General features: G+C 76.4%; 14 protein-coding genes and 1 pseudogene. 6 read left to right on the top strand and 9 right to left on the bottom strand.

The genetic code is table 11. The features are described from left to right. Positions 1-141: 141 nt before the first annotated feature. Entirely contained in the window at positions 142-1,014 is an 873-nt protein-coding gene (locus PGN05_RS15405) for a M23 family metallopeptidase (protein WP_419753437.1), read from the bottom strand. Positions 1,015-1,429: 415 nt separating this feature from the next. On the opposite strand from PGN05_RS15405, the gene PGN05_RS15400 reads away from it, so the two are divergent. From PGN05_RS15400 to PGN05_RS15390, 3 genes are all read left to right on the top strand, one after another. Beyond that, positions 1,430-2,611: an alcohol dehydrogenase catalytic domain-containing protein gene (locus tag PGN05_RS15400; protein ID WP_419753436.1), complete on the top strand. Its 1,182-nt coding sequence runs from the start codon at positions 1,430-1,432 to the stop codon at positions 2,609-2,611. A 186-nt stretch (positions 2,612-2,797) separates the two neighbouring features. Beyond that, positions 2,798-4,000 carry an MFS transporter gene (locus tag PGN05_RS15395; RefSeq protein ID WP_419753435.1) on the top strand — a complete coding sequence of 401 codons (1,203 nt, stop codon included), beginning with the start codon at positions 2,798-2,800 and terminating at the stop codon, positions 3,998-4,000. 30 nt (positions 4,001-4,030) lie between these two features. Next, a complete protein-coding gene (locus PGN05_RS15390) occupies positions 4,031-4,912 on the top strand; it encodes an oxidoreductase (protein ID WP_419753434.1) in 882 nt (293 codons plus the stop codon). Position 4,913: 1 nt separating this feature from the next. Here PGN05_RS15390 and PGN05_RS15385 read toward each other — a convergent pair whose 3' ends face one another. Next, positions 4,914-6,245 (bottom strand): D-arabinono-1,4-lactone oxidase, encoded by a 1,332-nt coding sequence (locus PGN05_RS15385; protein WP_419753433.1) that lies wholly within the window; start codon positions 6,243-6,245, stop codon positions 4,914-4,916. 109 nt (positions 6,246-6,354) lie between these two features. Here PGN05_RS15385 and PGN05_RS15380 point away from each other — a divergent pair, with 109 nt between their 5' ends. After that, a complete protein-coding gene (locus PGN05_RS15380) occupies positions 6,355-7,575 on the top strand; it encodes an alanine racemase (protein WP_419753432.1) in 1,221 nt (406 codons plus the stop codon). Here PGN05_RS15380 and PGN05_RS15375 read toward each other — a convergent pair. From PGN05_RS15375 to PGN05_RS15360, 4 genes are all read right to left on the bottom strand, one after another. Next, entirely contained in the window at positions 7,545-7,952 is a 408-nt protein-coding gene (locus PGN05_RS15375; protein ID WP_419753431.1) for a hypothetical protein, read from the bottom strand. The genes PGN05_RS15380 and PGN05_RS15375 overlap by 31 nt on opposite strands. A 134-nt stretch (positions 7,953-8,086) precedes the next feature. Further along, on the bottom strand, positions 8,087-9,706 hold the full coding sequence (locus tag PGN05_RS15370; RefSeq protein WP_419753430.1) for an ABC-F family ATP-binding cassette domain-containing protein: 1,620 nt from the start codon (positions 9,704-9,706) through the stop codon (positions 8,087-8,089). Positions 9,707-9,736: 30 nt separating this feature from the next. Then, entirely contained in the window at positions 9,737-10,714 is a 978-nt protein-coding gene (locus PGN05_RS15365; protein ID WP_419753429.1) for a zinc-binding dehydrogenase, read from the bottom strand. 55 nt (positions 10,715-10,769) lie between these two features. Further along, positions 10,770-10,964, bottom strand: a complete 195-nt coding sequence (locus PGN05_RS15360) for a three-helix bundle dimerization domain-containing protein (protein WP_419753428.1) — start codon at positions 10,962-10,964, stop codon at positions 10,770-10,772. 158 nt (positions 10,965-11,122) lie between these two features. Between PGN05_RS15360 and PGN05_RS15355 the strand changes: the two genes are divergently transcribed. Next, positions 11,123-12,382 (top strand): phosphoribosyltransferase family protein, encoded by a 1,260-nt coding sequence (locus tag PGN05_RS15355; RefSeq protein WP_419753427.1) that lies wholly within the window; start codon positions 11,123-11,125, stop codon positions 12,380-12,382. Here the strand turns inward: PGN05_RS15355 and PGN05_RS15350 are convergent, their stop codons facing one another. From PGN05_RS15350 to PGN05_RS15340, 3 genes are read right to left on the bottom strand one after another with little or no spacing between them, the layout of a single operon-like run. Continuing rightward, positions 12,383-12,808 carry a DUF1801 domain-containing protein gene (locus PGN05_RS15350; RefSeq protein ID WP_419753426.1) on the bottom strand — a complete coding sequence of 142 codons (426 nt, stop codon included), beginning with the start codon at positions 12,806-12,808 and terminating at the stop codon, positions 12,383-12,385. Between the two features lie 11 nt (positions 12,809-12,819). Further along, a complete protein-coding gene (locus PGN05_RS15345; protein WP_419753425.1) occupies positions 12,820-12,942 on the bottom strand; it encodes a hypothetical protein in 123 nt (40 codons plus the stop codon). A 13-nt stretch (positions 12,943-12,955) separates the two neighbouring features. Next, positions 12,956-13,555 carry a class I SAM-dependent methyltransferase gene (locus PGN05_RS15340; RefSeq protein WP_419753424.1) on the bottom strand — a complete coding sequence of 200 codons (600 nt, stop codon included), beginning with the start codon at positions 13,553-13,555 and terminating at the stop codon, positions 12,956-12,958. 178 nt (positions 13,556-13,733) lie between these two features. Between PGN05_RS15340 and PGN05_RS15335 the strand changes: the two are divergent. Beyond that, positions 13,734-14,456 (top strand): annotated as a pseudogene (locus tag PGN05_RS15335) (hypothetical protein); the annotation flags it as partial.

Below are 14,456 nucleotides of genomic sequence, written 5' to 3'. Positions count from 1 at the left end.
CTCCGCCTCGCCCCGCACACCGGCAGTGTGCCGCACCGCCCGGCACCCCCCGCCCGGACGAGCCCGGTGACGAGCTGGAGCGGCCCCCGTGCAGGGCCCCGCCGCGAGCGCGCGAGCGGTGGGGGGCAAGGGGGTCCTCTCTCAGATCTGGACGCCGCGCTCCCGGAGCCACGGGAGCGGGTCGACCTTCTCGCCGTCGAGGCCACCGATCTGCACCTCGAAGTGCAGGTGCGGCCCGGTGGACTGCCCGCGGTTGCCGAGCAGCGCGATGGTGTCGCCGGCCCGCACCGCCTGCCCGGGCGTCACGAGGATCTCCTCCATGTGCCCGTAGACGGTGACGTCGCCGTTCCCGTGCTGCAGGTAGACCACGTTGCCGTAGCCGCTGGCCGGGCCGGCCTCGAGCACCACGCCGTCCATCGCGGCGTACTCGGGCGTCCGCATGGGGGCGGCCAGGTCGATGCCGGCGTGCATCCGGCCCCACCGGGCACCGAACTGGCTGGTCAGCCGGGCGCCGGCAACGGGCAGCACGGCCTGCGGGCGGGCGGCCTTCGCAGCCGCCTCGGCGGCGAGCCGGTCGGCCTCGGCCTGCGCCTGCGCGGCCGCGGCCTCCTCGTCCTCGCGGGCGGTGCGGCTGGCGGCCACCTCTCCCAGGCCGGCCGCCGCCTCGGCCTCGATCGCCGCGGGAACGTCCTCGCTGCCGGAGCCGGCGGTGTCGATCCCGAGCTCCTCGGCGACGCTCACGGACTCGCTGACCGGGGCGTCGGCCTGCGCGACGTGGTCGCCGACGGTGACCAGACCCAGGCCGGCGGCGCCGACCAGCGCGGCCGCCAGGTACAGGGCCGGGCGGCGGGCGGCGGCCGGCGGCGCCGGGCGGCGGCGCCGCCCGAACCGGGTGACCAGGAGCGCGGGTGCGGCGACGGTGGCCGCACCGTCCTCGGTGAGCTCTCCGATGCCGGCGCGGGCGGCCGCCTCGGCCTGCCCGGTGAGGTCGGCCAGGTCGGCGACCTCGGCCAAGCACGGCGCCGGTCCGACGGTCGCGGAGAGAGTGGTCCCCGACTGCTGCGCGTCCCCCGAGCGCGGCGTCGGGATGGTCGGGGTCGACGCGTCGTGGAGGAGACGGTCGGGATGGAGCTGAGACATGCACCTGGCTTCCGGAGGGGACGGGGATGTCGTGCGGTGCCCGGGGGAGCGAGCGGGGCCCATGTAAACACGTCGTGACCGTTTCGTGATGTGAGGACCAGGGCCTTGACCTGCGGTTTCGTGTGCCACGTCACAGAACGGCAGCTATGTCGTTCGACTCGCTGTCGAACCGAAGTCACCCTCCGTGAGGGGCGCGCCGGGGCCGGCCCGAAACAGGGGCGATGCACGTCACGAGCGGGCAGGAGGCCCTGGTCGGAGCCCCCGACGACGACCTGAGGAGCACACCCCCATGCGCGCAGTGACCTGGCACGGCCGAGCAGACGTCCGGGTGGACACCGTCCCCGACCCGGCGATCCAGGAGCCCACCGACGTCGTCATCGAGGTCACGTCCAGCGGCATCTGCGGCTCGGACCTCCACCTCATCGAGGTCATGGCGCCGTTCATGACGGTGGGCGACGTGATGGGCCACGAGCCCATGGGTGTCGTCCGCGAGGTGGGCGCCGAGGTGACCGCCGTCAAGCCCGGCGACCGGGTCGTCGTCCCCTTCAACATCTCCTGCGGCACCTGCTGGATGTGCTCGCAGGGCCTGCAGTCGCAGTGCGAGACGACACAGAACCGCGACAAGGGCTTCGGGGCCTCGCTGTTCGGCTACACGAAGCTGTACGGGCAGGTGCCGGGCGGCCAGGCCGAGTACCTGCGCGTGCCGTTCGGCAACACGCTGCCGATCAAGGTGCCCGACGGCCTGCCCGACGACCGGTGGGTCTACCTCTCCGACGTCCTGCCCACCGCCTGGCAGGCGGTGCAGTACGCGGCCGTGCCGCCGGGCGGCACGCTGCTGGTCCTCGGCCTGGGGCCGATCGGTGACATGTGCACCCGCATCGCCCACCACCTCGGCATCGAGAAGGTGTTCGCGTCCGACATCGTCCCCGAGCGGATCGAGCGGGCCGCCGCGCGCGGCACCCAGGTCATCCGCACGACGAGGAGGAACGAGGTCGTCAGCGCGATCCAGGAGGCGACGGCCGGCCGCGGCGCCGATGCGGTGATCGACGCCGTCGGCATGGAGGCGCACGGATCCCCGCTGGCCAGCTTCGCGCAGAAGGCGACGGCGATCGTCCCGGACGCGGTCATGGAGCGGGTCATGCAGGTCGCCGGCGTCGACCGGCTGGCCGCGCTCAACACGGCCATCGACGCGGTCCGCCGGGGCGGGACCCTCTCGCTGTCCGGCGTCTACGGCGGCGCGACCGACCCGCTGCCGCTCATGCGGATGTTCGACAAGCAGATCCAGCTGCGGATGGGCCAGGCCAACGTGTGGCGGTGGGTGCCCGACATCCTGCCGATCCTCAGCGAGGGCGACCCGCTGGGCGTCGACGACTTCGCCACCCACCACGTGCCGCTCGAGCAGGCCCCCCAGGCGTACGCCGACTTCCGGGAGAAGAAGGACGGCGCGGTCAAGGTGCTGCTCAAGCCCTGACCCCCCGGCCGCCCCGCGGGATGCCCCGCGGGGCGGCCCGCTCCGGCGTGTGAGCAGGCCCACCCGGCGTTCCGGGCATGCCCCTGCGGGGCACCGCCTTGCCCTGAGGGAGGGTCGTCTCGACCCCGGCAGGACGACGCAGTCCGCGCCATCCCGTCCTCGCCGCCTCTCCCAGGAGTCCTGCTCGTGCCCCGCGGTCTGCTCGCCCTCGCCATCGGTGCCTTCGGCATCGGCACCACCGAGTTCGTCGTCATGGGGATGCTGCCCCAGATCGCCGACGGCCTCGGGGTGTCGGTCTCCGCGGTCGGGATGCTGATCTCGGCCTACGCCATCGGTGTCGTCGTCGGCGCCCCCACGCTCACCGCGTTCGGCGTGCGCTTCTCCTCCCGCCAGACGCTCGTCGGGCTGATGGTGGTGTTCGTCGTCGGCAACGCGCTGTCGGCCTTCGCCCCCACCTACGAGACGCTGACCGCCGCCCGCGTCCTCACCGCGCTGTCCCACGGCGCCTTCTTCGGGGTGGGCGCCGTCGCCGCCCGCCGGCTGGTCTCCCCCGACCGCGCCACCCAGGCGATCTCGCTGATGCTCACCGGCCTGACGCTGGCCAACGTGATCGGCGTCCCGCTGGGCACCTTCGTGGCCCAGCAGACCAGCTGGCGGCTGGTCCTGGGCGGGATCGCGGTCATCGGCCTGGTCACCATCGCCTGCCTGCTGGCCTGGATGCCCGCGGACGTCGGCGAGCCCGGCGACCTGCGCGCGGAGCTGCGCGCCTTCCGCCGCGGCCAGGTCTGGATGGTGCTGGGCCTGACCATGGTCGGCTTCGCGGCACTGTTCGCCGTCTACAGCTACGTCAGCCCGATCCTCACCGAGCTCGGCGGCATCCCCGAGGCGTGGGTGACCCCGGTGCTGGCCCTGTTCGGCGTCGGCACCACCGTGGGCACGCTGCTCGGCGGCCGCTTCGGCGATCGGTACGGCTTCTCCTTCGTCGCCGTCGGGCTGGTGGCGACCAGCGTCGTCCTGGCCGCCTTCGCCTTCGTCGCCCGCACCCCGGTGGCCGCGGTGCTGCTCCTGGTCCTGTTCGGGACGGTGTCGTTCGCGCTGGGCCCGGTCGTGCAGAACGGCGTGATCGAGGCGGCACAGGTGCGAGGCGGCAGCCTCGTCTCCGCGGCCAACCAGGGGGCCTTCAACATCGCCAACGCCGTGGGCGCGGCACTCGGCGCCCTCGTCCTCTCGGCGGGCTTCGGCTACACCGCACCGGTGTGGGTGGGCGCCGTCCTCGCCCTGGTCGGCGCGGGCGTCGCCGTCCTGACCCAGGCGGTCAGCCGGCGGGGGAACGACCCGGCCGCCGTCGCTGCGGTGCCCGCGCCCGAGGTGGTCGGCAGCACCGCCTGACCCGCTCGCCGGCGGGGTAGGGGGACGTCCATGACGACGTTCACCGCGGAGCGGTCCGGGCAGTTCCCCCTCGGCGGCCGGTCGGTGCACCGCCTCGGCTACGGCGCGATGCAGCTGGCCGGGCCGCACGTGATGGGGCCACCGGCCGACCGCGCCGCGGCCGTCGCCGTCCTCCGCCGGGCGGTGGAGCTGGGTGTCGACCACGTCGACACCAGTGACTACTACGGCCCGCACGTGACCAACGAGATCATCCGCGAGGCGCTGCACCCCTACCCCGAGGACCTGGTCCTCGTGACCAAGGTCGGGGCCCGCCGGACGCCGGACGGCGGGTGGCCCGAGGCCCTCTCCCCCGCGGAGCTGCGCTCGGCCGTCGAGGACAACTGCCGCAACCTCGGTGTCGAGGCCCTCGACGTGGTGAACCTGCGGATGCCCGGGGTGCACGGAACGGTCGAGCGGTCGCTGGCCGAGCCCTTCGGCGAGCTGGCCGCCATGCAGCAGGAGGGGCTGATCCGGCACCTCGGGGTCAGCCACGTGACGACCCAGCAGCTGGCCGAGGCCCAGGCCATCGCGCCGGTCGTCTGCGTGCAGAACCACTACAACCTGGTGCACCGGCAGGACGACGCGATGATCGACGCGCTCGCCCGCGAGGGGATCCCCTACGTGCCCTACTTCCCGCTGGGCGGCTTCAGCCCGCTGCAGTCGGCCGCGCTGGAGACCGTGGCCCGCCGGCTCGAGGCCTCCCCCATGCAGGTGGCCCTCGCCTGGCTGCTGGCCCGCAGCCCCAACCTGCTGCTCATCCCGGGCACGTCCTCGGTGGGCCACCTGGAGGAGAACCTGACGGCGGCGGCGCTGGTGCTGGGCCCGCGGGAACTGGCCGAGCTCGACGCCATCGGCGGCACGCCGACGCCCTGAGTCAGCGCCCCGGCGCCGGCCCGAGCACGCGGTCGAGGTGGGCGTTGGCCAGCACGCCGGTGGGGTCCAGCCGGTCGCGGACGGCGAGGAACTCGTCGAACCGCGGATAGCGCTCCCGCAGCGTCGCGGCGTCCAGCCCGTGCAGCTTGCCCCAGTGCGGCCGCCCGCCGACCGCGCCGGCGATGGCCTCCAGCGCGGTGAACCAGGGGCCGGGGTCGGTGCCGGCGGGCACGTGCGCGGCGATGTAGGCGGTGTCGCGGCCGGACGCCGTCGACAGCGGGATGTCGTCGGCGGCGGCCAGCCGGACCTCGACGGGGAAGGCGGTGCGCCAGTCCCCGGCCTCGTGCACCCGGCGGAGCTCGGCCAGCACGCCGGGGGCGGCGTGGCGGGGAACGGCGTACTCCATCTCCAGGAAGCGCACCCGGCGGCGGCTGACGAAGACGCGGTGCGAGTGGTCGGTCCAGCTGCGCGGCCCGAGGGCGCGGGCCGAGACCCGGGCCAGGGACGGCACGAGCGCGGGCACCCGCCGGCCGGCCGCGACCACCCCGGCGAAGGCCGCGTTGGCCAGGATCTCGTCGTCCCACACCTCCCGCCAGCGCGGCAGGGGGTCCAGGCCCTGGGCCAGGGGGACCCGGGTGTTGCACTTGACCAGGGTCGCGTCGGTGTGCGGGAACCAGTAGAACTCGACGTGGTCGGTGCAGGTCATGAGGTCCTCGAAGCCGCGCAGCGCGGCCGACAACCGGCCCGGCCCCTCGACCGCGTGCAGGGCGAACGCCGGCTCGGCCTGCAGCGTCACGGCGGTGACCACCCCGAGGGCGCCCAGGCCCACCCGGCCGGCGCGGAAGACCTCGGGGTGGGTGGTGCGGTCGCACGACAGAACCTCGCCGGCCGGGGTGACCAGCTGCAGGCCGCGGACCTGGGTGGCCAGCCCGCCGAAGCGCGCGCCCGTGCCGTGCGTGCCGGTGGCCAGCGCGCCGGCGACGGTCTGCCGGTCGATGTCGCCGAGGTTGGTCAGGGCCCAGCCGGTGCGCGCCAGCTCGGCGTTCAGCCGGTACAGCGGCGTCCCGGCGCCGACGGTGACCCGGCCGTCCTCGCCGACCGCGACGCCGCACAGCTCGTCGAGGACCACCTGCAGCTCCTCCGGCCGGCCGATGGCCGAGAAGGAGTGGCTGCTGCCGATCGGCCGCACCCGCCGTCCATCCCGGGCGGCCGTGGCGACGACGTCGGCCACCTCGTCGGCGGAGGTGGGGTGGACGACCAGCACCTCGGCTCGCTGGTTGCCGGACCAGTTGCGCCATCGCGTGGCGGCACCGGGCACCGCTCTCCCCGTCACCCGGGCCTCCTCGTGGTCGGTCCCCGGCACTCTGCATCGCACGACTGGGCAGGTCAACGGCCCAGCCAGGGGGTTGACCGTCCGCGGTCGGACGGCGACGCTCGCGCGGGTGCGCACCGTCCCGTCGGCCGCCGCGGCCCGTGCGCGGCTGGACGCGGCGACCGCTGCTCTCGACCCGCCCCTGGCCGTCGTCGACCTGGACGCCCTCGACGCGAACGCCGCCGCCCTGGTCGCTCGGGCCGCGGGGCGGCCGATCCGGGTGGCCAGCAAGTCGGTGCGCTGCCGCGCGGTGCTGCGCCGGGTGCTGGCCCGGCCCGGCTTCGCCGGCGTGCTCGCCTACTCGCTGGCCGAGGCCCTCTGGCTCACCGGCGGGGACGACCCGGTCACGACCGACGCCGTCGTCGGCTACCCGACGGTCGACCGGACGGCGCTGCGGGCGCTGCTGGCCGACGAGGGAGCCGCTGCCCGGGTGACGCTCGTCGTCGACTCGGCCGCGCACCTGGACGCCGTCGACGCGGTGGCCCCGCCGGGGCGGCGCCCGCCGGTGCGGGTCTGCCTGGACGTCGACGCCTCCCTGCGGGCCGCCGGCGGCCGGGTGCACGTGGGCGTGCGCCGCTCCCCCGTGCACGACCCGGAGCAGGCGGCGGCCCTGGCGCGCACGGTGGTCGCCCGTCCCGGTTTCACGCTGGCCGGCGTCATGGCCTACGAGGCGCAGGTGGCCGGGCTCCAGGACGCACCGCCGGGGCGGCCGCTGCGGGGACTCGCGGTGCGCGCGATGCAGGCGCTGTCGGTCCGCGAGCTCGCCGGCCGGCGGGCCGCCGTCGTGGCCGCGGTCGCCGCCGTGGCGCCGCTGGAGTTCGTCAACGGCGGGGGCACGGGCAGCCTCGAGCGCACCGCGGCGGACCCGTCGGTGACCGAACTGGCCGCCGGCTCGGGCCTCTACGCCCCCACCCTGTTCGACGGGTACCGGGCGTTCACCGCGGTCCCGGCCGCCCTCTTCGCGCTGCCGGTGACGCGGGCACCGGCACCGGGCACGGTCGTCGTCGCCGGCGGCGGGTGGAGCGCCTCGGGCCCGCCCGGCGCGGACCGGCTGGCCCGCCCGGTGTTCCCGGCCGGGCTGCGGCTGCTGGGTGCGGAGGGGGGTGGCGAGGTGCAGACCCCGCTGCGCGGGCCGGGTGCCGCCGGGCTGGCCGTCGGTGACCGCGTCTGGTTCCGGCACGCGAAGGCCGGTGAGCTGTGCGAGCACGTCGACGTCCTGCACGCCCTGGCCGGGGACGCGCTGAGCGGCGCCGTCCCCACCTACCGCGGCGAGGGGAAGGCGTTCGGCTGATCGGCGGGGTCGTCGCCGGCCAGCGCACGGGCGGCGGCCGCGTCCTGCTCGTCGAAGCCGATCTGCCCGACGGCGCCGTGCTGGGCGACCTGGCCGTCGATCCAGCGGCGGTGCGCCTCCCACGCCGACTGGCGGGTGGTGCCCAGCGCCTGCCCGATCTCGGCCCAGGAGGCGCCCGTCGTCCGCGCCGTCCGCACGGTGAGCTGCCGCCCGTAGCCGCTCTTGCGCGCGATGACCTCGCCCAGCGCGAGCAGCTCCAGGGCCTCGGCTCGGTCCAGCGGGGGCTCGCCGAGTGAGTCCCGCGTGCGCAGCTCCTCGAACCGGACGACGGCGGCCGGCAGGGTGTACCGGCGCTCCAGCTCCTCGATGACGGCCATGACCCAGCATGCGTCAGGCTGCCCTGACGCGTCAAGGTGCTCTGACGGGGCCACGGGGAACCCCGTGCGGTGATCGGCAGGAACGGGGGCGGGGATCCGCGCAGCGGCGCACACGGTCGGCGCTGACGCCTTCTTCAGCGGGCGCGCTGGACCCGCGCCTCGTCGAACACCGGCTCGGCCGACTCGTACACCCGCCCGTCGGCGCCGAAGACGACGAACCGGTCGAAGGAGCGGGCGAACCAGCGGTCGTGGGTGACCGCGAGGACCGTCCCGTCGAAGGCGGCCAGCGCCTCCTCGAGGGCCTCGGCCGACAGCACGTCGAGGTTGTCGGTCGGCTCGTCGAGCAGCAGCAGCGTCGCCCCGGACAGCTCGAGCAGGAGCACCTGGAACCGCGCCTGCTGGCCGCCCGAGAGCGTGCGGAACAGCTGGTCGCCGGACTCGGCCAGCCCGTAGCGGCGCAGCGCGGCCATCGCCCGGCCGCGGTCGACGCCCGGTCGCCCGGGCTCGCCGTGCCACAGCAGGTCGACCGGCGTGCGCTCCTGCCACTCCGGGTGGGCGTGGGTCTGGGCGAAGAACCCCGGCACGACGCGGGCGCCGAGCCGCCAGCCGCCGGTGTGCGCGACGTCCTGGCCGGCCAGCAGCCGCAGGAAGTGCGACTTCCCGGCGCCGTTCGCGCCCAGGACGGCGACCCGGTCGCCGTACCAGACCTCCAGGTCGAACGGCCGCATCAGCCCGGACAGCTCCAGCTGCTCGGCCATCACCGCCCGCACCCCGGTGCGCCCGCCCCGCAGCCGCATGGCCAGCTTCTGCTCCGGCGGCCGGTCCGGCGGCGGACCCGCCGCCTCGAACTTGGCCAGCCGGGTCTGCATCGCCGAGTAGCGCGAGGCCATGTCGGGTGAGTTGGCGGCCTGTTGCTGCAGGGTGCGCACGAGGTCGACCAGCCGCTGGTGCTCCTCCTCCCACCGCCGGCGCAGCTCGGCCATCCGCTCGTGCCGCGCGGACCGGGCCTCGGAGTAGCTGACGAAACCGCCGCCGTGCACCCACGCCGTGCCGCCCTCGACGGTGACGACGCGGTCGGCCACCCGAGACAGCAGCTCCCGGTCGTGGCTGACGAACAGCACCGTCTTGCGGGTCTCCAACAGCCGCTCCTCGAGCCAGCGCTTCCCCGGGACGTCGAGGTAGTTGTCCGGCTCGTCCAGCAGCAGCACCTGGTCCGGGCCACGCAGCAGCGCCTCCAGGGCCAACCGCTTCTGCTCGCCGCCGGAGAGCGTGGACAGGTCGCGGTACTTGCAGCCGTCGTACGGGACGCCGAGGGCAGCGACGGTCACCGTGTCCCAGGTGACCTCCGCCTCGTAGCCGCCGACGTCGCCCCAGTGGGCGAGCGCGTGCGCATAGGTCATCTGGCCGGGCTCGTCGTCGGTCTCCATGAGCGCGAGCTCGGCGGCCTCCACGGCGTCCCATGCCTCGCGGACGGCGGTCGGGGCGAGGTCGAGGAGGAAGCGCTGGACGTTCGTGTCGTCGCGGACCGACCCGATGAACTGGCGCATCACCCCGAGCCCGCCGACCCGGGCCACCGCCCCGGCCTCGGGCGCGAGGTCACCGGCGACGATCCGCAGCAGCGTGGTCTTGCCGGCGCCGTTCTCCCCGACCAGTGCGGCGCGGGCACCCTCGCCGACGCGGAAGGAGACGTCGTCGAGCAGCACCCGCCCGTCCGGGAGGGTGTGTCGGATGCCGGACAGGTCCACGTAGCCCACCCGGACATCGTCCGGGATCGGGCAAGCCGGTCACGCCCCCGGCTGCAGCACGACCTTGCCCATCGTGCGCCGCTGCTCGAGGTCGGCGTGCGCGCGGGCCGCCTCGGCCAGCGGGTAGGCGGTGATCAGCGGCGTCCAGGCCCCGGCGGCGACCCGCGCCAGCGCCCGCCCGGCGAGGCCGGGGATGCCGCCGGGCAGCGCCGCCATCCGCGGGCCGAGGCTCCAGCCCACGGTGATGGCGCGGGCCACGACGTCGCCGGTGTCGAAGGCGGTCGGGGCGCCGGCCGACCAGCCGAACAGCACCTGCCGGCCACCCGGTCGCAGCAGCTCCAGCGCGGCCCGGCCGACCTGGCCGCCCACGCCGTCGTAGACGAGGGTGACCCCGCCGAAGGCCTCCCGGACCGCGGCGTCCCAGCCCGGCCGGCCGTAGTCGACGACCAGGTCGGCACCCAGGCCCGCCAGCCGGGCGAGCTTGCCCTCCCCGCGGGCGGCGGCGACGACCGTGGCCCCGGCCGCCTGGGCGCCCTGGACGAGCAGCCAGCCCAGGCCGCCCGCGGCGGCGGGCACGAGGACGACGTCGTCCGCGGTGGGCGGCTCCAGCTCCAGGACGCCCTGGGCGGTGCGGCCGGTGCCCACGGCGGCGACGGCGGCGTCCGCCCCCACCCCGTCGGGCACGCGGAACAGCGCACCGCCGGGGGCGACCGCCTGCTCGGCGTACCCACCCGGCGCCGTGCCGAGGTGGGCCACGACGCGCGCGCCGAGCCAGTCGGCGGCCGCGCCCTCCCCGACCGCGTCGACGGTGCCGGCGACCTCCCGGCCAGGGACGGTCGGCAGCTCGGGGAGCGGCACGGGGCCCGGTTCGCCGCGGCGCAGGGTGGTGTCGAGGAGGTGGACGCCGCTGGCCTCCACCGCGATGCGGACCTGCCCCGCGCCGGGGCTCAGGTCGGGCAGCTCGTCGAGGACGAGCGAGTCGGGCGGGCCGAAGGCGGAGAGTCGGATGGCGTGCACGGCGCCGATCCAAGGAGTTCGAGCGCGCTCGAGGTCAAGCCCCCGGCGCTCGGGGTCAGTGCGCCGTCTGCAGCCGGGTGCGGGCCAGGCGCTCGACCAGTTCGGGCAGCGCCGTCGCCGGCACCCCGCTGAGGTCACGCCGGCAGCTGCGGACCACGGTGCCGATCACCTGCGGGCGCAGCCGGGCCTGGAACTCGTCAGCGAGCCGGGCGACGGCCTGGTCGACGACGGGGTCGTCGGTCAGCGTCATGCGGAGGCCCTCCAGGGGTCCGGGTCGGGCGCCGTTCGGCGTCGGACGTCACCCACCGTTGCGTTCCGGTCGCCCCGGCACCAGGGACCTAGGTCACGGGCCCCTGGTCACCGCCGGCCGACGCGCGGAGCATGGTCCCCGGAGCCGAGGAGGGAGCGGTGCCGTTCACCGACCGCCGGGACGCCGGGCAGCGACTGGGCCGCCACCTGGCCGGCATGGCCGCGCCGGGCGTCGTCGTCCTCGGCCTGCCCCGCGGCGGGGTGCCGGTCGCCGCCGAGGTGGCGCGGGCGCTGGGAGCGCCGCTGGACGTGATCCTGGTGCGCAAGCTGGGCCTGCCGCAGCGGCCGGAGCTGGCGATGGGCGCGGTCGGCGAGGACGGCGTCGTCGTCCTCAACGAGGACGTGCTGCAGATGGGCCGGGTGGCCGAGCAGACGCTGGCCGACGTCCGGCGGCGCGAGGAGGAGGAGCTCCTGCGGCGGGCCCGCCGGTTCCGCGGGGACCGGCCCCGGGTGCCGCTGGCCGGCCGGACGGCCGTGGTCGTCGACGACGGCATCGCCACCGGGGCGACCGCGCGGGTGGCCTGCGCCGTGGCGCGGGCGCACGGCGCGGCCCGGGTCGTGCTGGCCACGCCGGTCGGCTCCCCCCAGTCGCTGCGGGACATCGGGACCGAGGTCGACGAGCTGGTCTGCCTGGAGGCCCCGCACCGCTTCGCCGCCGTCGGCCAGGCCTACGACGACTTCGCCCCCACGACCGACGACGAGGTGGTGGAGCTGCTGCGCGGTCCCGTCCCCCGGGACGAGGACGTCACTCCCGACGCCGCGGGCGTTCCGCTGCCCGGCCGGCTGACCGTCCCGGCCGGCGCCACCGGGCTGGTCGTCTTCGCGCACGGCAGCGGCAGCGGCCGGTCCAGCCCCCGCAACCGGCGGGTGGCCCGGCGGCTGCAGGAGGCGGGGCTGGCCACGCTGCTGGTGGACCTGCTGACGCCGGACGAGGCGGCCGACCGGGATCGCGTGTTCGACGTCGCCCTGCTCGCCGCACGGCTGGCGGCGGTCACCGCGGACGTCCGGTCGGGCAGCGACCTCGCCGCCCTGCCCCTCGGGTGGTTCGGCGCCAGCACCGGCGCGGCCGCGGCGCTGTGGGCCGCCGCGGAGGACGACGGCGTGCGGGCGGTGGTCTCGCGCGGCGGGCGGCCCGACCTGGCGGGGCCGCGGCTGGCCGGGGTCCGCGCGCCGACCCTGCTCGTGGTCGGCGGCCGGGACGGGCAGGTGCTCGAGCTCAACCGGCTGGCCCAGGCCCGGCTGCGCTGCGAGAGCCGGCTGGTCGTCGTCCCCGGGGCCACCCACCTGTTCGAGGAGCCGGGCACCCTGGACGAGGCCGCCTGCCTGGCCCGGGACTGGCTCCTCGCCCACCTGGCCTGATCAGGTCGCGTAGTAGGCGTTCCGCCCGGCGTCCGTGAGGGCGACGGCGTCGCGCACGAGCGCCGTCAGGGCGGCCTGGTCCACCCGGTCCAGGGCGGGAAAGCGGACGCAGCTCCGGCCGCAGGAGACCCGGCCCAGCTGCTCCGCCCGCGCCTCCGGCAGGTACTGGCCGTCGACGACCGCGCAGACGTAGAGCGACAGGTGCCGCTTCTGCGCCGCCAACGCGACCAGCGGCCACATCGTCGTCTCCTTGGCCGACTTCGGCCGGTACGGCATCAGGCCGTAGCCCAGCATCGACTGGGACCCGGCCGGCACCAGTTGGCGGTCGATGCCCGGTGCGGCGGCCATGACCAGTGCGTCCACCCGGCGCAGCTCGTCCTCGCGCGGGCCGGCCGCGGCGAACCAGGCCTCGATGTCGTCGACCACCGCGCCTCCCGTCAGCCGAGCGCGAGGGACAGCACGGTCGCCGCCGCCGCGACCAGGAGCGCGACGACGAGCACCGAGGCGACCATCCGCCGGCGCCGCTGTGCGTCGCGGCCACCGGCTCCACCCATCCCCATCACGCGGGGCAGGCTACCGCCGTGGAACGACGGTCCGGTCGCTGCGCCGTCCCCACAGCAGCGTGTCCAGCGCGGTGCCGGCCGGGGTCTCGCGGCGCACCTGCTCGAGCCGGTCGACGTCGAGCAGGGCGGCCACCGGGGCCAGCCGGGTCACGCTGTGCAGGATCGTGGGGTCCTGCGGGCCGCCGACGCCGGCGGTGACGTTGTCCACGTCGTGGCCGAGGACGAGCAGCCGGCCGCCGGGCCGCAGCCAGGTCACGGCCCGGCGGAAGAGCGCCGTCGTGTCCGGCTCCGGCAGGTGCAGGTAGGCGACCAGCACCAGGTCCAGCGAGCTCGCGGGGGCGCTCCAGTCCAGGACGTCGGCGGTCACCCAGGTCACCCGCTCGGCTCCCGGCCGCTCCTGCCCTCGGGCCAGGCCGGTCGCGGAGAAGTCGACGGCGGTGACCTGCCAGCCGCGGTCGGCCAGCCACAGCGCGTGCCGCCCCTCCCCCGCCGCGAGGTCCACCGCCCGGCCGGGTGGCAGGCCCTCGAGCAGCTCAGCGACCAGCGCGTTCGGCCCGGCCGACCACTGCTGCTGCTCGGCGTACCGCGCGTTCCAGTCCTCCGCCCGCACGGCCGCAGTCTGCCAGGGCCGGGCCCCCGGGGGCGGGCAGCGGCGGCTCTGGCGGTCACTCCGCGTCACCGCGCCGCCGAGAGTGCGCCCGGTCGGGGGACCCGATCCGGCCTGCACGACGCCGCACGTCTGCCTAGGCTCAGCGTCACTGTCCGGTTGCGAAGAGTAGGGGGAGACGGTGTCCGACTCCGCGCCTCCCCTGCCGCGCGCCGGCTCCCGGCTGCGCCGCCTCCTCGTGCGGGCCGCGCTGCTCACCGGCCTGGCCCTCGGGCTGTGGCTGGCCGGCACCACGGGGGCCGCCGCCGACGAGGCACCACCGCCTCCTGTGCTCCCGGACGCCGTCGGAGCACTCGTGACCGGGGTGGCGGAGCCGATCCGTCCGCTGACCGAGCCGGTCCGGTCGCTGACCGAGCCGGTGCGCTCGGTGGCCGAACCCGTGGGCGCCGTCGTCGCGTCCGCCACCGCCCCGGCGGCGCCCGTGGTCGCGGCGGTCGCCCCCGGAGTCGCCGTCGCCGAGCCGGTCGTGGCGGCCACCCACCGCGTGCTCGCTCCCGTGGCAGCCGCCGCCGCTCCCGTCGTGCAGGCCGTCGCTCCGGTCGTGGACGCGGTGGCTCCCGTCGTGGACGTCGTCGCTCCCGTCGTGCACGCCGTGGCTCCGGTCGTGGACGTCGTCGCTCCCGTGGCCGAGGTCGGCGGCCCCGCCGTCGCCGCCGTCGCCGCCGTCGCGCCGTCCGCGGCGCCGGGCGGGTCGGGAGCGATCCCGGCCGCGGACGCCCAGGCCGTGCCGGCCTCGCCGGCCGCCGGAACCCCGGCCGACACGGCCGCCGCGCTGCCGGCCCTCTCCGGCGGGGCACCGACCGCGCGGCCGTCCGCCGCCCCCGCCGCCGCCGTCGCGCCGGCG

Source organism: Geodermatophilus sp. CPCC 206100 (assembly GCF_048569675.1).
Taxonomy (GTDB): domain Bacteria; phylum Actinomycetota; class Actinomycetes; order Mycobacteriales; family Geodermatophilaceae; genus Geodermatophilus.
The sequence above is the reverse complement of the archived record's forward strand: the minus strand, read 5'-3'. Positions and strand labels throughout refer to the sequence as shown.